This window comes from Amycolatopsis sp. NPDC049691, assembly GCF_040675005.1.
Classification (GTDB): Bacteria; Actinomycetota; Actinomycetes; order Mycobacteriales; family Pseudonocardiaceae; genus Amycolatopsis.
On the sequence record NZ_JBFANX010000006.1, the window covers coordinates 136,541 to 153,697 of the forward strand.

The following is a 17,157-nucleotide window of genomic DNA, read 5'->3' on the forward strand; positions in this document are numbered from 1 at the left end:
AAGCACAACACACCCCGAAGGCGTTTCCATTCCTCCGACGGTGTTGCCCGATCGTAACGGCTGGCGATCGAACCCGGACCGGATCGGCATCGTGACACTTGTCGTGGGCGCGCAAGGCGCCGATCGGGCACGCTTGAGGGCGTGAGCGAACACACCACGAACACAGCGGCCCTGCGGCTGAGGCCGCCGGCTAACCGGGTCAGCCGCCGGGCCATCGGCTACTGGACGGCGATGGCGTCGATCTCCTGGATCGTCGTCATCGGGATCCTCACGGCCATCGTGGTGACCAGCGACGACGCGCCGGCGTTCCTCACGGTGGCGCTCGTCGTCGCCTGCGTGGTGGGTCCGCTGCACCTGATCGTGATGCCGCAGTGGCGCTACCGCGTGCACCGCTGGGAGGTCACCGGCGAGGCCGTCTACACGCAGTCCGGCTGGCTGAAGCAGGAGTGGCGGATCGCGCCGATCTCCCGGATCCAGACCGTCGACATCGAGCGCGACCCCGGCGAGCAGCTGTTCAAGCTGGCGAAGATCACCGTGACGACGGCGTCCGCGGCGGGCCCGCTGCGCATCTCGGGCCTGGCGCACGACCGCGCGCTCGCGCTGGCGGACGAGCTGACCAAGACGACCCAGGCCGTGCGGGGAGACGCGACGTGAGCGGCGCCGACGCACTCTCCCCCGCGGAGGCGGCAGCCGGCACAGCGGCCGTCGTGACGTTGCCCGCCGAGGGGACGCCGGAAGCGCCATGGCACCGCCTCGACCGGCGCATGCTGCTGATCCGGCCGGTGCTGGACCTGGTGCGGTCGCTGCCGGTGCTCCTGGGCGCGCTGCTGTTCGGCCACGGCGAACCGTGGCAGTGGATCGGCCTCGTCTTCACCGTGATCGCCGTGTGCACCGGCGTCTCGCACGTGCTGACCTCGCGCTACCGGATCACCGAGACGCAGGTCGAATGGCACACCGGGCTGCTGCTGCGCAAACAGCGCGCCATCCCGCGCGACCGGATCCGCACGGTCGACGTCACGTCCGAGCCGAAGCACCGGCTGTTCTCGCTGGCCGCCGCGCGGATCGGCACCGGGCGCCACTCGCACGGCAAGGGGCCGGGCAAGGACGAGCTCGTCCTCGACGCCGTCACGATCGCCGAAGCGCAGCGGCTGCGGACGCTCCTGCTGCACCGCAAGGCCGCGCCCGCGGCGGAAGAAGCCGTCGCGCCGGCGGAACAGCTGGTGGCCGCCGTCGACAAGAAGTGGCTGCGGTACGCGCCGTTCACGCTGTCCGGGCTGGCCGTGGTCGGCGCCGCCGTCGGCACCGTCTACCACTTCGCGCACGAACTGCACTTCGACCCGATCCAGTTCTCGCTGGTGCAGACGGTCGTCGGGCACTTCGCCGACACCCCGACATGGGTGAGCCTGGTGCTCGCCGCCGCCGGGCTGCTGGTGCTCGTGTCGCTGCTGTCGATCGGCGGGTACGTCCTGTCGTTCTGGAACTTCCGGCTCACCCGCGAACCCGCCGGCACGCTGCACATCCGGCGCGGGCTGATCACGACGCGCTCGGTGTCGATCGAGGAGGACCGCCTGCGCGGCGTGGAGATCCGCGAACCGCTGCCGCTGCGGCTGGCCGGCGGCGCGCGCTGCGTCGCCATCGCCGGCGGCCTGCGCGAGGGCAAGGGCGCGGACAAGAGCGGCGGCCTGCTGCTCCCGCCCGCACCGCTGGCGAAAGCGCACGAAGTCGTCGCGGACGTGCTCGGCGAGGACCCCGCCGCGACGCCGTTGACGCGCCATCCGCGCCGGGCGCTGTACCGGCGGCTCTCGCGGGCCGTCGTCGGCGTGCTGCTGCTCGCGGCGGGGCTCTACGGCCTGGCCTGGCTCGGTGCCCTGCCGGACTGGCCGTGGCAGGCCGCGCTGGGGCTGCTGCCGTTCGCCGCGCTCGTCGGCTGGGACCGCTACCGCGGTCTCGGGCACGCGCTCACCGGCCGGTACCTCGTGACGCGCTCGGGGTCGCTGGACCGCGGCACCGCGGCGGTCCGCTGCGACGGGATGACCGGCGTCGTCGTCGAACGCTCGTACTTCCAGCGGCGCGCCGGGCTGGTCACGATCATCGCGCCGGTCGCGGCGGGCAAGGGCCACTACCGCGTGCTCGACGTCGGCGAATCCGACGGGCTCGCGCTCGCCGACCGGGCCGTTCCCGGCCTGCTGACCCCGTTCCTGACCGGTCAGCGGGACCGCGGTTGACGGCCCACCCGCGCGGCTCCTAACGTGAAAATCCGCCGTCCGAACCCCTCTACCAGCACTAGAGAGAGGACGGCAGGGATGTTCCGGAAGCTCCTTGGTGTGGTGGCCGCGGGGATCGTCGCGGCTTCGGTCCCGGTACCGGCCGCGGCGGCCGACAACCCCTACGGCGACCCGAACCTCGTTTCGATGTTCGACGGCACCGGCCTCGGTGGCTGGACGTCGTCGAAAACCGGTCTTTGGTCGGCGAAGAACGGCGTCATCCACGGCAATGGCACGGCCCGCGGCTGGTTGTACTACAACAAACAGCAGGTCGGCACGTTTCGGTGGATATTCAATGTCCGCCAGGTCAAGGGCAATCACAAACCGACCGTGCTGATCTGGGGCACCACCGACCCGATCCGCGACGCGCTGAGCGCCATCCAGTTCCAGCCGCCGAACGGCGGGCACTGGGACTACCGGCCGGGCCACAACGACGGCGGCGGCAAACTGTTCCAGCAGCTGCCGCACACCTCCATCGACATCAAGAAGTGGGCGCAGTGCGAGCTGATCGGGGACATGACCACCGGCGTCGCCCGGATGGCGTGCTGCCCGCTCACCGGAACAGCGGTGACCTGCAAGGGCGTCGAGGTCCTGCGGTTCACGGACAAGACCGCCGGCCGCGTCGGCCCGCTGGCGCTGCAGGTGCACAACTCCGGGATCCAGGACGAGTACCGCGGGCTCTACGTCGAGTCACCGGTGGTGACGAAACCGGGCGAGTTCCTCACGCTCTGATCCGGTTTTTTCCCGAATGGCGGGCCGTCGGCGCAATGCTGGCCTTCGATTAACACACCGTGCTAATTTATTCACCGCGTGTGATAGCGATGGTCGTTTTTGTCTCACCGAGAGGTCATGATGACGCCTGCCGTCAGTGCCGTCGACGGTTCCGCCACCACCACCGCCCCGCGCCGGACTCCCGGTGCCAGCAGTTCCCGCAAGGTCCTCCAGCTGCTCCTCGCCTTTTCCGAACGGCGCTGGGAAGCCAGCGTGGCCGAGCTCGCCGCGACGATCGGCACCCCGGTCGCGACGACCTACCGCTACGTCGCGCTGCTCAAGGAGCTGCAGCTGCTCGAAGAGGGCCGGGCCGGGCACTACCACCTGACCAGCCAGGTGATGCCGCTCGCACGGGCCGCGCAGCTGGCGAACGACCTCGTGCGGCTGGCGAAGCCGTCGATGGAGGAAGCCGCGCGGGAACTCGGCGAGACGGTGATGCTCTTCCAGCAGTTCGGCGACGCCGCCGTGTGCGCCGACCGCGTCGAGTGCGACCGGGCCATGCGGTTCACCTTCGAGCCGGGGCATTCGCTGCCGCTCGGGCTCGGCGCGTCCGGCAAGATGCTGCTCGCCCTGCTGCCGGAGATCGAGCGCGACCGGCGGCTGGCGCCGGTCGTCGAGCAGCGCGGCACCTTCGTGCGCGACGAGCTCAAGCACGCGATGGAGAACCGGTACGCGGTCAGCTCCGGGGAAATCGACGAGGGCGTCTGGGCGTGTTCGGTGCCGGTGACCGCCTACGGGCGGCGGCCGACGGTGCTGACCATGGCCGGCCCGGCCGCGCGGATCACCGACGAGGCCCGGCGCACCGCGATCACCGCCCTGCAGGGGTACGCGACCCGCATCGAGCGCACGATTTCGTCTTATTCGCTGTGAGAATCCCGGCGGAGCGCGTACCAATGTCGTCGTGATCCGGCTCGCGCGCCCCGACGACCTGCCCGCGTTGATCGACGTCGAACGCGAGGCGGGCGGCCTGTTCCGCGCCGTCGACATGGCGGCGATCGCCGACGACGACCCGGGTTCGGTGGCGGAGCTGGCGGTGTACCAGGCCGACGGCCGCGCCTGGGTGGCCGTGGACGACGACGACCGGCCGGTGGCCTACCTCGTCGCGGAGGTCGTCGACGGGCACGCGCACGTCGAGCAGGTCTCGGTGCGGCCTTCGCACGCGCGCCGCGGGCTCGGCCGGGCCCTGATCGAGACGCTCGCCGAGTGGGCCGTCGCGCGCGGGTTGCCGGCGCTGACGCTCACGACGTTCGCGGCCGTGCCGTGGAACGCGCCCTACTACGAGCGGCTGCGGTTCCGGGTGCTGGCCGACGCCGAGATCGGCGCCGGGCTGCGGGCGATCCGCCGCGCGGAGGCGGCCCGCGGGCTCGACGCCTGGCCGCGCGTGGCGATGATCCGGCCACTCTGAGTGGTCCTCACCTGCGCGGGGGATCCGGTGGCGCGGGCGGTCGAACATGTGTTCTACTGTGCTCGCCGGCCTCGGAGGGGGAAGCTCCTGGGCCGGCCCACAACTTTCGGGAGGTTGTCATGGCGGTCAAGATCACCCACCTGACGAACGGCCAGCAGGTGCGGTTCGCCAACGCCGACGGCGCCCGCCGCTACGCCGAGATCATGGGCGGCGGCGTCGACAAGTGGCGCTTCACGGTCGTGCCCGAGGACCCGATGCTCCGGAAAATGTCGGACTCGGTCGTTAACGTGCCCGTATGGCGCATGACTTCCAGGTAGTGGTGGATACGGCCGACCCGCACGTGCTCGCCGACTGGTGGGCCGAGACGCTCGGCTGGCCGGTCGAACCCACGGATGAGGACTTCGTCCGCGAGATGATCGCGAAGGGGTACGCGAAGGAAGAGGAAACCCGGACGTACAAGGGATCTCTGGTGTGGCGAACGGGAGCGGCGATCCGCCACCCGGACTCGCCGGCGGACGGCCCGCCGAGGCGGGTGCTGTTCCAGGAGGTCCCGGAGCCGAAGACGGTGAAGAACCGGCTCCACATCGACGTCTGGGTGGGGGCGGACAACGTCGAGGCGACGCTGGAGAAGCTCAAGGCCCGCGGGGCGACGTTCCTCTGGCGCGGGCGGCAGGGGCCGCACAGCTGGGTGACCATGGCCGATCCGGAGGGGAACGAGTTCTGCATTTCGTGACGTCGTGAGCGGCTCTTCCCTGTCTTCTCCGAGACAGGGAAGAGCCGCTCACGGCTTCAGCTTTGGGCAGCCAGCCGGTCCAGGGCCTTGGGCAGCGCGGAAGCCAGCAGGTCCAGCTCCGTGTCCCCGGCCACGAGCGGCGGCGACACCGCGATGCCCCGGCCGAGGTTGCGCACGATCACGCCCTCGTCGCGGCACGCGCGCTGCAGCTTCACCGGGGCTCCCGGGTCGGCGTCCACGGCCTCCGCCGTCAGCTCGACCGCCGCGAGGAAGCCCAGGCCGGCCCGGACCTCCTTCACGAGCGGGTGCCCGCTCGCCGCCGACACCGCGTCGGCCAGGGGCTTCTCCAGCTCGCGGCCGCGGGGGATCAGGCCGTCGCGCTCGTAGATGTCCAACGTCGCCAGGCCCGCCGCGCACGCCACCGGGTGGCCCGCGTACGTCGCGCCGTGGCGGAAGATCGGTGCTCCCGGCGCTCCCGTGAAGAACGGTTCCGCCACCCGCGGCGCCACCACCAGCGCGCCCAGCGGGATCGTGCCGCCGGTGATGCCCTTCGCCGTCGTGATCATGTCCGGTTCGACCGCCCAGCGGTCGATGCCGAACCACGTCCCGAGCCGGCCCCACGCCGCGATCACGCAGTCCGCGACGAACAGCACGTCGTGCCGACGGCAGATCGCCGCGACCTCCTCGAGGTACCCCTCCGGCGGCAGCAGCACGCCACCCGCGCCGATCACCGGCTCGCAGAAGAACGCCGCGACGCGGGCCGCGCCGACCCGTTCGATCTCGGCTTCCAGGGCCGCGGCGTCGTCGAACGGGACGTGCGAGAACTCCGGCGGCTGCGGCCCGACGCCCGCCGCGTTGGCCGGGATGCCGCCGACGGCCGTGCCGAAGCCGTGCGTGCCGTGGTAGCCCTGCGCCCGGCCGATGACGTGCACCTTCTCCGGCCGCCCGGTCTGCGCGAAGTACGCCCGCGCGAGCTTCACGGCGGTGTCGATGACGTCCCCGCCACCCGAGCCGAAGAAGACCTTCGAGCCCGGCGTCGGAGCCAGTGCGGCGACGCGGTCGGCCAGCTCGATCGCCGGCTGGTTCGCGTTGTAGCCGAACAGGTTGTACGAGTCGAGCGTCCGCAGCTGCTTGGTGACGGCCTCGGTGATCTCGGGCCGGCCGTGGCCGAAGTTCGCGTACCAGAGCGACGCGGTGGCGTCGAAGTACCGGCGGCCGGCGTCGTCCCAGACGTAGGACCCTTCGCCGCGGGTGATGACCATCCGGTCGTTCGCGACCGCGCCCATGTCGGCGAACGGGTGCCAAAGGGCGTGTTGTGCTGACATCGGTCCTCCTCAGTCCTTCCCCCATCCCTACCAGGGCGAGGCGGGGATCGCGAACACTCCATCGTGCACAGTTCGCCTGGCCGGACCTGCCGTTCAGTCCAGGAACTCCGCGATCTCCTCCGCCGAGTACCCCAGTTCCGCCAGCACCTCCGAAGTGTGCTGACCCAACGTCGGCGGGGCGGACGTCGGCCGCGCCGGGGTGTCCGATGCCTTCACCGGGAAGCCCGTCCCCACGTACGTTCCCACCGTCGGGTGCGGCAGCCGGACCACCTGGTCGCGCGCCGCCGTCCACGGGTCCGCGTACACGTCGTCGATCTCGTTGATCGGGGCCGCCGGGATGCCCGCCGCGTCGAACGACTTCAGCCAGTCCGCCGCCGTGCGGGTCAGCAGGACCGGCTCCAGCAGTGCGTTCAGCTCCTCGCGGTGCGCCGCGCGGAGAGCGTTCGACGAGAACCGCGGGTCCGCGGCGATGTCCAGCTCCAGCACCCGGCAGAACGCCTGCCACAGCTTTTCGCTGCCCACCGCGATGATCAGCCAGCCGTCCGACACGGCGTACGCCTGGTACGGGACGATGCTCGGGTGCGCCGAACCCATCCGGCGCGGCCGCGGGGTGTCGTAGAACGTCGCGCCCGCGGCGTACACGTGCCAGGCCAGCTGGCTGTCCAAAAGGGACACGTCGAGGTACTGGCCGCGGCCGGTCGTGTGGCGGGCCTGCAGCGCCATCAGCACCGCGATGATCGCCCACGTGCCCGCGTTCAGGTCCGCGACCGGCAGCCCGACCTTCGCCGGGGCGCCGTCCGGCTCGCCGGTCAGCGACATCACGCCGCCGAGGGCCTGCGCCACCAGGTCGTAGCCCGCGCGGTCGCGGTACGGGCCCGTCTGCCCGAACCCGGTGATCGACACGTGGATCAGCCGCGGGTTCAGCTCCGCCAGGACGTCGTACCCGACGCCCCACTTCTCCAGCGTGCCCGGCCGGAAGTTCTCGACGAGCACGTCCGCGCCGGCAACCAGCCGCCGCAGCGCCTCGCGGCCGCGGTCGCTCTTGAGGTCGAGCACGATCCCGCGCTTGTTCCGGTTCGCCGCGAGGTAGTACACGGCCTCGTCGCTCTCGCCGACGAACGGCGGTCCCCAGCCGCGGGTGTCGTCGCCGTGCCCGGGCGGCTCGACCTTCACCACGTCCGCGCCCATCTCGCCCAGGTACTGCGTGCAGTACGGCCCGGCGAGGATGCGGGACAGGTCGACGACCTTGATCCCGTCCAGCGGGCGGAGTCCGGCGTGGTCGGCAGGCATCATGCCCCTTTCCCTATCACGCGCCGTCCAGGAGGCCGACTGCCCGCGGGGTTCGCTGGTAGAGCACGAACCGGCCGTCCCGGCTCCGGCTGACCAGACCCGCGCGGTGCAGCGCGCCGAGGTGGTAGGAGACCGTGCCCGGCGCGTACCCCGTCCGCGTGGCGAGCTCGGCCGTCGACCGCGCCGTTGCCAGGTCCGCCAGGAGCGCCGCCCGGGCCGTCCCGACCACCGGCGCGAGCCGGTCCGGCGGCGGCGTCCCGCCCGTCCCGATCCCGTGCGCCGGATAGCCGAGCACGACCTGCCCCGGCACGTCGACCTGCACGCTGCTGCCCGGCCAGCTGAGTACGCCGGGCGCGAGGACCAGCTCCCGGCCGGCGACGTCGACCTCGCCGTCGAACGGCGCGGCGAGCGTGATCGCGTCGCCCGCCCAGCCGATGCCCGGGTGCAGCGTCCCGAGCACCGCGCCGACGCCGTGGCTCGCGACGGTCTTCGCGCGGTGGGTGATGTCCCGGTCGAGGACCGGCTGCAGGCCGGCCCAGCCCTCGGCCAGCGCGTCGCGCCAGAACCGCGCGAGCCCGTTGGCCAGGCGCCGCGGCATGGTCCCCGACTCCGCGGCCCGGCGGGCGGTGTCCGGCAGCGGCCTGCTCCAGTGCGCGCTCGTGTGGGCCAGCACCTGCTCCTCGAGCTCGTCCTGCGGCGTCGCCTCGATCCGCGCCAGCTGCTCGTCGAGCAGGTCGCCGTGGCGGGCGGCGGTGCCGGGCTGCGGCGTCAGCAGGTCGGGCGTGTAGACGTCGCCGGGGCGCGGCAGCAGGTCCAGGAGCAGCGCGACGTCGGGGTGGGCGAGGGCGGCGCGGGCGAGCGGGCCGGGATCCCCGAACACGGCGTGGCGCGCCGAAGCGGCGGCGAGCTTCAGCCAGGCCAGGGACTCCGCCGCGAGCGACGGCGAAAAGCGGGTCCTGGCCACCGTCTCCGCGTCGACGCGCAGCGTGAACACCGATCGACGGTAACAGCCGCCGCGGCGGATTTGAACCGGCTCGAATCCTTTCCGGCCGGTGGCCGCCGCGGGGTTGACTGGTGCCGTGCTCCGTGGACTCGCGTGGACCCTGGCCGCGGTGGTGCTCGCTCCGGCACCGCCCGCCGCGGCCGGCTCCCCCGGTTTCGCCGTGTCCACCGTGGTCCGCACGATCGCCTGGCGCAGCTGGGCGCCCGGTCCGGACGGGACGTACCGCGCCACCACCTACCGCAGGCCGTACGTGCTTCTCGTTCCCTACGTCGCCGGTGAGCTGAGCGCCAGCAGCCGGGCCTCGGCGTCCCGGAGGTAGCGGTCCAGCGCGGCTTCGGCCGCCGCGAACCGGCCGGCCCGCAGGTCGCGCAGGATCCGCTCGTGGCAGCCGAGGAACGGCTCGTAGAACTCGCGCGTGTTCTCGTTGAGGACGAAGAACAGCCGCGTCTCGGCGAGCACCTGGCGCATGGTCGCGGAGATGCGCTCGCTGCCCGCGAGGTCGGCGAGCGCCTGGTGGAAGTGGATGCTGGCGGTGCCGACCGCGGGCCAGTCCTCGGCCGCGGCCGCCGCCCGGCCGTCCCGCAGCGCGAGCTCGACCGGTCGCAAGTCCACAGTGGACAGCTCGGCCGCCCGCCGGAGCGCACCGCATTCGGTGGCCCGGCGGACGACGTACAGATCCTCGATGTCCTCTGTGGTCAGTTCGCGGACGAACACGCCGCGGTTCAGCTCGTGCACCGCCAGCCGTTCGTGGGCCAGCAGCTGGAACGACTCGCGCAGCGTGTTGCGCGAAACACCGAGCGCCGAGCTGATCACCGGCTCCGAAAGCCGTTCACCGGGGGCGAAGACGCCGTCGGTGATGTACTGACGCAGGATCGCGGCGACCCGTTCGGCCGTGCCGCTGCGCTCGAGCAGATGCCGCTCGCTCTCCAGCCCCGAGGCGTCGACGGACACGGCGCTACCTGACGCCGAGGTCGAAGTCGAGACTGTAGCGGTTGCCCGGCATCGCGCCCGCGGCCTTCGCGCCGTCGATCGGCAACACGACGCCATTGATGAACCGCGACTCGTCGCCGGCCAGGAACACAACGGCTTTCGCGACCTCCCAGGCTTCGCCGACGCGCGCCGCCGGCGTGCTCGCGACCAGCTGGTGCTGCTTGGTTTCGAACTCCTCCGGGGAGTTCAGGGTGCTGCGCAGCATGTCGGTGTCGATCGCGCCGGGGTTCACCGTGTTGGCGCGGATGCCCTGGTGCGCGTGCGCGACGGCGATCGACTTGGTCAGCCCGACCAGCGCGTGCTTCGTGGCGTTGTAGACGGGGTCGCCGGGGCGGCCCATGACGCCGCCATTCGACGACGTCGTGATGATGCTGCCGGCTCGTTGCTCGATCATGTGCGGCAGCACGGCGCGGGTGCCGAGGAAGGCGGCGCGGACGTTGAGCGCGAAGATGTTGTCGAACTCGGCCAGTGTCGTGTCGGCGAGCGGTTTGCCGAGGTGGATGCCGACGTTGTTGAACAGCACGTCGATGCGGCCCGCCTCGGCAAGCACGCCGTCGACGAACGCCGCCACGGCGTCCTCGTCCGTGGCGTCCACTATGGAGTGCCGGTAGCCCGCTATGGACTCCGCGGGTTCGCGGATGTCGGAAGCGAACACCGTCGCACCTTCGGCGAGGAACTCCTTCACCGTGGCGAGGCCGATGCCCCGCGCGCCGCCGAAGACGACCGCCACCTTGCCGGCCAACCGACCCATGTCACTTCCCCGCTCTCAGTCGTGCTGTCTGCTCTTCGTCCACGGCGTAGTCCTCGGGCAGCCGGACGAGCGCCGCGGGATCGCCGTGGTAGCGCACCTCGACGCCGTAGACCTCGCGCGCCGCCGTCACCGAGACGTACCCCTCGACGACGTCGGCGAGGACCGCGCCCACCGGCCGTTCGCGCGGTGGCCCGTAGCCGCCGCCACCGGGCAGTGTGACGTCCACAATAGACTCCGGTGGCAGCGTCACCCGGCTTTTCGCGGGCAGGTCGCGCCCTTCGTGCAGGCCGAAGCGGCCGGCCGCGCCGGGCAGGCCACCGTCCACGCCGGACGCCGCGGCGCGCACGCGGTCGACGTTCCCGTTGACGCTCCAGGAAGTCACGTCGAGTGCACCCATCGTGGTCACCTGTCCGAGGCCGCCGCGCCACCGTCCGGCGCCGCCGGAGTCCACGCGCAGCTCGCGCGTGTGCTGCACCAGCGGCGCCATCGTCTCGATCACCTCGGTCGGCGTCGAGCGCAGTCCACTCGGGAATCCCGTGGTGTTCAGGCCGTCCTTGCCGGCGCGCGCACCCATCCCGCCGGTCTGGAAGACGTTGAGCATGAACCCCGGGCCGCGCCAGATGGTCATCCACAGCGCGTCCGCGCTCGGCGCGATCGCGGCGCCGGGCAGCGCGCCGATCAGCAGCGACGGCAGGAAGTGCCCGATGAGGTGCCGGGACGCGACCGGCGCGGGCGGCAGGCAGTTCAGCACCGAGCCCTCGGGCGCGGTGACGCGCACGGGCCGGAACGACCCGGCGTTGTGCGGCACCTCCGGCGAGATCGCGGCCTTGACCGCGAACGAGGCGTACGCCCGCGTGTAGTTCAGCACGACGTTGATCCCGCGCCGGCTCTGCGGCGACGAACCCGCGAAGTCCAGGTGGATTTCGTCACCGTCCACAGTGGCCGTGACGCGCAGGACGATCTCTTCGTCGTCGAAGCCGTCGGTGGCGATTTCGTTGGTGTAGACGCCGTCCGGCAGCTTCCGCAGTGCCTCGCGCAGCGCCTTCTCGGAGCGGTTCATGATTTCGGCGGCGACGTCGTCGAGGGTGTCGAGGCCGAACTCGTCCAGCAGCCGCACCAGGCTCGCCGCGCCCACCTGGTTGCCGGTGACCTGCGCGTACAAGTCGCCGATGGTCTCCTCCGGCGTCCGCACGTTGGCCCGGATCAGCCGTTCCAGGTCGGCGTTGACCTCGCCCGCGCGCAGGAACTTCAGGATCGGCAGCCGCAGCCCTTCTTCGAAGACCTCGTGGGCCTCGGCGGACACGAGCCGGCCGCCGATGTCGGGGGCGTGGCAGCAGGACGCGAACCACGCGACCAGCCGGCCGCGCCGGAACACCGGCGTCGCGACGGTGATGTCGTTGATCTGCCCGGCCGTCTGCCACGGGTCGTTGGTGAGCAGGACGTCGCCGGGTTCGAGGGTTTCCGGCGGGTACGCGGCGACGAAGTGGTGCATGCCGGTGGCCATCGCGTTGATGTGGCCGGGCGTGCCGCCGACGGACTGGCCGATCATTTCGCCGCGCGAGTCGAACACCGCGCAGGCCAGGTCGAGCGATTCGCGGACGACGGCGGAGAAAGCCGTGTTGACCAGCGCGTTCTGCTGCTCGGCGAGGATCGAGTGCAGACGGTTGCCGAACAACCCGACGACGATCGGATCGACCTTCACACCGTCACCTCCAGCGCGGCGTCCTCCCGGACGACGCAGTGCGCGCCCGGCGGGACGACCACAGTGGACTCGCGTTCCTCCACGATGGCCGGTCCGTCGACGCGCTCACCCGGGGCCAGGCGGTAGCGGTCGAACACGGCCGTGTCGACAAATCCATCGGCCGCCGGGAACCAGGCCCGCCGGGTGCCCTTCCGCGCGTCCCCCGGGGTCTTCTCCGCGGCCAAGCGCAGGGTGACCTCGGGTTTCGGTCCGCTCGACACGACCCGCCAGTTCAGCACCTCGACCCCGACCTCGGGCCCGGTGCGCCGGTAGAGCGCGCGGTAGGTCCGGGTGAACTCGTCGATCAGCGTGCCGGGCCAGGGACCGTCGTGCACCGGAACGCGGATCTCGTAGCCCTGCCCGGCGTAGCGCATCTCGGCGACGCGCCGGTGCGTCACCTCGTCCACTCCGGACTTCGCGAGCAGCGCCGCGCCCTCGGCTTCCATCTCGGCGAACAGCGCGTCGACCTGGTCCCACGCGAGGTCGTGGACGGCCGCGCGCGCCGACCGGACGAAGTCGAACGCCAGTGGCGCGGTGAGGAACCCCGCCGCGCTCAGCACCCCGGCGGCGGGCGGCGCGACGACCGAAGGCGCTCCGAGTGCCCGCGCGACGCCGACGCCGTGCACCGGGCCCGCGCCGCCGAAGGTGTACATCGGCAGTTTCGCCGGGTCGTGGCCGCGTTCGACGGCGTGCACCCGGGCGGCGTTGGCCATGTCGTCGTTGACGCTGGTGTGGATGCCCCAGGCGGCCTCTTCGACGCTCACCCCGAGCGGATCGGCGATCTTGTCGCGGAGCGCCGCTCTCGCGGCGGTGGCGTCCAGGCGCATCACGCCGCCCAGGAAGTAGCCCGGGTCGAGGTAGCCGAGCACGAGGTCGGCGTCGGTCACCGTGGGCTCGGTGCCGCCGCGGCCGTAGCAGACCGGCCCGGGCTCGGAGCCGGCCGAATCGGGGCCGACGGTCAGCAGGCCGAGTGCGTCGATCCGGGCGATCGAGCCGCCGCCGACGCCGATCTCGATCATGTCGGTGACCGGTACCCGCACCGGCAGCCCGGACCCCGGCAGCAGCCGGTACTTCCGGTCCACTTCGAACTGGTGCGTCACGAGCGGCGCGCCGTCGGCGATCAGGCACAGCTTCGCCGTCGTGCCGCCCATGTCGAAGGCCAGCAGGTCCGGCGGGCCCAGCTCCGCGGCCGCCAGCGCCCCACCCGCCGGGCCGGACTCGAGGATCCGGATCGGGTGCCGCGCGGCGGTGTCCACAGTGGCCAGTCCGCCGTTGGAGAGCATGATGTGCGGCGCGCGGCCGATCCCCAGCCGGTGCAGCCGCGTTTCGAGGTCGCGCAGGTAGCGCTCGGTGAGGTCCTGGACGTACACGTTGGCCACAGTCGTCGACGCGCGCTCGAACTCGCGGATTTCGGGGACGACGTCGGAGGACAGCGCCACCCTGAGCGCGGGCGCCACCGCGGCGAGGATCTCCGCGACCCGCCGTTCGTGCGCCGGGTTCGTGAACGCGTGCAGGAAGCAGACGGCGACCGCCTCGATCCCGCGTGCGGCCAGCTCCCGGCCGAGCTTCGCGACGAAGTCCTCGTCGAGTCCGGTGTGGACGGTCCCGTCGGCGAGGATCCGTTCCGGCACGTCGAACCGCAGGTGCCGGGGCACGAGCGGGGCCGGCAGCTCGATGCGCAGGTCGTAGAGCTCGTAACGGTGTTCGCGGCGCATTTCGAGGACGTCCCGGAAGCCGGCCGTGGCCAGCAGCGCGGTCCGCGAGCCCGTGCGCTCGATCAGCGCGTTCGTCACCAGCGTCGTCCCGTGCACCACCTGCTCGACGGCGCCGAGGTCCGCGAGCAGCGCGGCCAGGCCTTCCTCGACCGCGCGGGCCGGTTCGTCGTGCGTGGTCAGGACCTTGCCGACGGCGGCGATCCCGCTTTCGCCCACCGCGCAGAGATCGGTGAACGTGCCGCCGATGTCGACGCCGATCCTCATGTCCGGTACCACCGCGGCGACGTGTTCAACGGCGGCTTCAGCCTCGCCTTCACGACCAGGACGTTCGGCTCGTCCGACTCGACGAACTCGCCGAGCAGCCGCCGGAACGCGCGCCCGAAGCCGGACACGCGGTCCGCGTGCACGCCGAAGGACCGCGCGAGACCGACGAAGTCCGGGCTGTCCCAGTCGACCCCGCGGCGCGGCACGCCTTCGCGGTCCTGGTCGTAGCGCAGCATGCCGTACCCGCCGTCGTCGACGAGCACGACCGTGACCGGCAGCTGTTCCTGCGCGAGCGTCGCCAGATCGCCGCAGCCGTAGAGAAAACCGCCGTCGCCGGTGATGCAGATGGCCCGGCCGGTGCCGGCCGCGGCGGCGCCGAGCGACGCCGGGAAGCCGTAGCCGAGCGTGCCCCAGCCCATCGGGTAGGCGAGCTTGCGCGGCGCCCGCACCCGGTGGAAGCCGCCGACCCAGTACCCGGCGACGCACATGTCCGACACCAGCACGGCGTCCGTCGGCAGCACTTCGTCCAAAGTGGACAGCAAATCGTACGCCTGCGGCTCTTCGTCGCGGATCCGCCGGCGCACGCGGCGGCCGATGCCGGCCAGCCGCAGGGTGAGGTCGTCCAGGCCCGGCCGTTCCTTCGGCAGCAGCCGCTCGACGATCCCGCGCGCGTCGCCGACCAGCGTCAGGTCGGGCGGGTAGTTCTTGGCGGCATCGTCGGCGTCGACGTTGACCGCGATCAGCTTGCGCGGCTTCGGCATCCGCCAGTTCTGCGTCATCAGGCCGTCGAAGTCGGTGCCGATGGCGAGCACGACGTCGGCCTCGTCCCACAGCTCGCCGACCTCCGGCGTGTGCACCGGGTTCGGCGCGAGGCACGGGTGGTCCAGCGGGAGGAGGCCGCGGGCGCCGAAGGTCGTGATGACCGGCGCGGCGATCTTTTCGGCGAGCGCGCCGATCGCGTCCCCCGCGCCGGACCGCAGCGCGCCGCCGCCCGCCCAGATCAGCGGGTGCTCGGCGTCGGACAGCATGGCCTCGGCGCGCGCGAGGTCGGGGACGTCGCCGTCGGGCTTGCGGTGCGGCGCGGGCGGCCGCCGGTGCGGCACCGTCTCGCGCAGGTAGTCGGTGGGCACGCCGAAGTAGACGGGCCCGCTCTGCGGCTGCAGCGCGAGCCGGGCCGCGCGGTGCACGGTGGTGCCGATCTGGTCGGCCGCGCGCACGGTGAACCCGCCCTTGGTCACCGGCGCGAACATCGCCTGCTGGTCGGACGTCTCGTGCAGCACGCCGCGGACGACGCCGGGCCGCCGCAGCGTCGAAGGGATGTCGGTGGCGATGACCAGCACGGGAGCCGCGGACGCCATGGCCTCGCCGACCGCGCCGAGGGTGTTCGCGGCACCCGGGCCGGTGGTGACGAGGGCGACGCCGAGCTTGCCGGTCGCGCGCGCGTAGCCGTCGGCGGCGTAGCCCGCGGTTTGTTCGTGGCGGACCCCGACGAGCTTGATGCGGGTCTCGGAGAGCGCCTCCCACAACGGCAGGTTGTGCACCCCCGGGAGGCCGAAAACGATCTCCGTCCCCAGCGCTTGAAGGGCGTCCACCAGCTCCCGAGCACCACTCACAGCCACGGCCCGGATACTGCCAGATCGTTGAACGATCTGGCAATCAGCCCCTAGACGATGTGCCGCTCCACCGGTGCGGTATCGGCGCGGCCGAAGCGCCGGACGTCCAGCCCGGTGATGTCCACCGCCGTCGGTCTGCCCAGGTAGAGGTCCCGGATCAGCTCGCCGGTGGCCGGCCCCATTTGGAAGCCGTGCCCCGAGAAGCCGGTCGCGTAGAAGAACCGCGACAGCAGGACGCTTTCCCCGATGATCTGGTTGCGGTCGGGCGTCATTTCGTACAGGCCGGCCCAGGCCGTCCGGACGCCGGCGTCGAGCACGCCGGGGATGCGGCGGCCCGCGAGCTCGGCCAGCCGCGGCAGCCATTCGCCCGCTTCGTAGTGGGTGTCGAACCCCGGGAAGCCGTCGTCCTCGCTGAACGACATCGCCAAGCCCGCGCCTTCGCGGTGGAAGTAGAACGCCGACGGCAGCTCGATGGCCAGGGGGACGCGCTCCGGCAGCCCGGGCACCGGGCCGGTGAACACGACCTGCCGCCGGAACGGCCGCACCGGGAGGTCCAGTCCGGCCAGCTCCCCGACGCGTCCGGACCACGCGCCCGCCGCGCACACGACCGCGCCGGTCCGGACGAACCCGGCCGAGGTGTTAACGCCGGTTAACGTGTCGCCGTCGCGCTCGATCCCGGTGACCTCGACGCCGGTGCGCAACGTCGCTCCGGACGCCCGCGCCGCACGCGCGTACCCGCGGACGACCGCGTCCGGCGTCGCCTTCGCATCCTCTGGCGACCACAGCGCGACGACGATCCCGTCCGTCTCGAGCATCGGCAGCACCTCGCGCGCTTCCGCGGGATCGAGCAGGTGGCTGCGGACGCCGTACTCGCGTTGCAGCTCCGCGCACTGTCCGATCGCGGCGACGTCCGCCTGGTCGGTGAGCAGGTACAGGTAGCCGTCGCGGCGAAAGTCGATCTGCACGCCGAACCGCTCGGAGAAAACGCTGTACGCGGCGAGCCCGCGCAGGCCCAGCTCGACGTTCACGCGGCTGGTGAACGACGACCGGATGCCGCCCGCGGCCTTCGCCGTCGAGCCCTCGCCCAGGCCGCCGCGGTCCAGGAGGAGGACGTCGACACCGGCCTCCGCCAGGTGGAACGCGCAGCTCACGCCGATCACCCCGCCTCCGATCACGACGCACTCGGCCATCGGTGGCAACGACGTTTCCCCGGCGCCGGTGACGGTCATACTCGCCAATGTAGAACGTGATCCACCGGCGGCCGCCGAGCGCGTAGAGTCGGCGTGCCGAGT

Annotated in this window: 17 protein-coding genes; 8 read left to right on the forward strand and 9 right to left on the reverse strand. The window is 72.1% G+C overall.

The window, feature by feature from the left end:
* Positions 1 to 141 precede the first annotated feature (141 nt).
* The 7 genes from AB0J40_RS15755 to AB0J40_RS15785 all read left to right on the forward strand — a co-directional run bounded on the left by AB0J40_RS15755 (position 142) and on the right by AB0J40_RS15785 (position 5,173).
* Complete coding sequence (locus tag AB0J40_RS15755; RefSeq protein WP_364452903.1) at positions 142 to 654, forward strand: PH domain-containing protein; 513 nt, start codon at positions 142 to 144, stop codon at positions 652 to 654.
* Between the two features lie 110 nt (positions 655 to 764).
* Entirely contained in the window at positions 765 to 2,225 is a 1,461-nt protein-coding gene (locus AB0J40_RS15760) for a PH domain-containing protein (protein WP_364453671.1), read from the forward strand.
* Positions 2,226 to 2,303: 78 nt separating this feature from the next.
* Positions 2,304 to 2,996 (forward strand): family 16 glycoside hydrolase, encoded by a 693-nt coding sequence (locus AB0J40_RS15765; RefSeq protein ID WP_364452905.1) that lies wholly within the window; start codon positions 2,304 to 2,306, stop codon positions 2,994 to 2,996.
* Between the two features lie 120 nt (positions 2,997 to 3,116).
* Positions 3,117 to 3,905 carry an IclR family transcriptional regulator C-terminal domain-containing protein gene (locus AB0J40_RS15770; protein WP_364453673.1) on the forward strand — a complete coding sequence of 263 codons (789 nt, stop codon included), beginning with the start codon at positions 3,117 to 3,119 and terminating at the stop codon, positions 3,903 to 3,905.
* A gap of 31 nt (positions 3,906 to 3,936) precedes the next feature.
* Positions 3,937 to 4,440 (forward strand): GNAT family N-acetyltransferase, encoded by a 504-nt coding sequence (locus tag AB0J40_RS15775; RefSeq protein WP_364452907.1) that lies wholly within the window; start codon positions 3,937 to 3,939, stop codon positions 4,438 to 4,440.
* Between the two features lie 119 nt (positions 4,441 to 4,559).
* Positions 4,560 to 4,757: a hypothetical protein gene (locus tag AB0J40_RS15780; RefSeq protein WP_004561810.1), complete on the forward strand. Its 198-nt coding sequence runs from the start codon at positions 4,560 to 4,562 to the stop codon at positions 4,755 to 4,757.
* A complete protein-coding gene (locus AB0J40_RS15785; protein ID WP_364452909.1) occupies positions 4,736 to 5,173 on the forward strand; it encodes a VOC family protein in 438 nt (145 codons plus the stop codon). Before AB0J40_RS15780 ends, AB0J40_RS15785 begins: the two co-directional genes overlap by 22 nt.
* A 56-nt stretch (positions 5,174 to 5,229) precedes the next feature.
* Here AB0J40_RS15785 and AB0J40_RS15790 read toward each other — a convergent pair whose 3' ends face one another.
* The 3 genes from AB0J40_RS15790 to AB0J40_RS15800 all read right to left on the reverse strand — a co-directional run bounded on the left by AB0J40_RS15790 (position 5,230) and on the right by AB0J40_RS15800 (position 8,782).
* Positions 5,230 to 6,498 (reverse strand): aspartate aminotransferase family protein, encoded by a 1,269-nt coding sequence (locus tag AB0J40_RS15790; protein ID WP_364452912.1) that lies wholly within the window; start codon positions 6,496 to 6,498, stop codon positions 5,230 to 5,232.
* A gap of 93 nt (positions 6,499 to 6,591) precedes the next feature.
* The gene (locus AB0J40_RS15795) at positions 6,592 to 7,791 is read right to left on the reverse strand and encodes a CoA transferase (RefSeq protein WP_364452914.1); all 1,200 of its coding nucleotides are present in this window, start codon (positions 7,789 to 7,791) and stop codon (positions 6,592 to 6,594) included.
* 13 nt (positions 7,792 to 7,804) lie between these two features.
* A complete protein-coding gene (locus tag AB0J40_RS15800; protein WP_364452916.1) occupies positions 7,805 to 8,782 on the reverse strand; it encodes a helix-turn-helix domain-containing protein in 978 nt (325 codons plus the stop codon).
* A gap of 85 nt (positions 8,783 to 8,867) precedes the next feature.
* On the opposite strand from AB0J40_RS15800, the gene AB0J40_RS15805 reads away from it, so the two are divergent.
* Positions 8,868 to 9,110, forward strand: coding sequence for a hypothetical protein (locus AB0J40_RS15805; RefSeq protein ID WP_364452919.1), 243 nt, complete (start codon positions 8,868 to 8,870; stop codon positions 9,108 to 9,110).
* Here AB0J40_RS15805 and AB0J40_RS15810 read toward each other — a convergent pair.
* Genes AB0J40_RS15810 through AB0J40_RS15835 form a run of 6 tightly spaced genes read right to left on the reverse strand, consistent with a single transcriptional unit; the run spans position 9,056 to position 17,094 of the window.
* Complete coding sequence (locus AB0J40_RS15810) at positions 9,056 to 9,742, reverse strand: GntR family transcriptional regulator (RefSeq protein ID WP_364452922.1); 687 nt, start codon at positions 9,740 to 9,742, stop codon at positions 9,056 to 9,058. The two genes, AB0J40_RS15805 and AB0J40_RS15810, sit on opposite strands and share 55 nt — an antisense overlap.
* 4 nt (positions 9,743 to 9,746) lie before the next feature.
* Entirely contained in the window at positions 9,747 to 10,532 is a 786-nt protein-coding gene (locus AB0J40_RS15815; protein WP_364452924.1) for an SDR family oxidoreductase, read from the reverse strand.
* A gap of 1 nt (position 10,533) precedes the next feature.
* Positions 10,534 to 12,234: a hydantoinase B/oxoprolinase family protein gene (locus AB0J40_RS15820; RefSeq protein WP_364452927.1), complete on the reverse strand. Its 1,701-nt coding sequence runs from the start codon at positions 12,232 to 12,234 to the stop codon at positions 10,534 to 10,536.
* Entirely contained in the window at positions 12,231 to 14,252 is a 2,022-nt protein-coding gene (locus AB0J40_RS15825) for a hydantoinase/oxoprolinase family protein (RefSeq protein WP_364452929.1), read from the reverse strand. The genes AB0J40_RS15820 and AB0J40_RS15825 overlap by 4 nt, the downstream gene beginning before the upstream one ends.
* Entirely contained in the window at positions 14,249 to 15,871 is a 1,623-nt protein-coding gene (locus AB0J40_RS15830; RefSeq protein WP_364452932.1) for a thiamine pyrophosphate-binding protein, read from the reverse strand. Before AB0J40_RS15830 ends, AB0J40_RS15825 begins: the two co-directional genes overlap by 4 nt.
* Positions 15,872 to 15,915: 44 nt before the next feature.
* The gene (locus AB0J40_RS15835; RefSeq protein WP_364452935.1) at positions 15,916 to 17,094 is read right to left on the reverse strand and encodes an FAD-binding oxidoreductase; all 1,179 of its coding nucleotides are present in this window, start codon (positions 17,092 to 17,094) and stop codon (positions 15,916 to 15,918) included.
* Positions 17,095 to 17,157 lie beyond the last annotated feature (63 nt).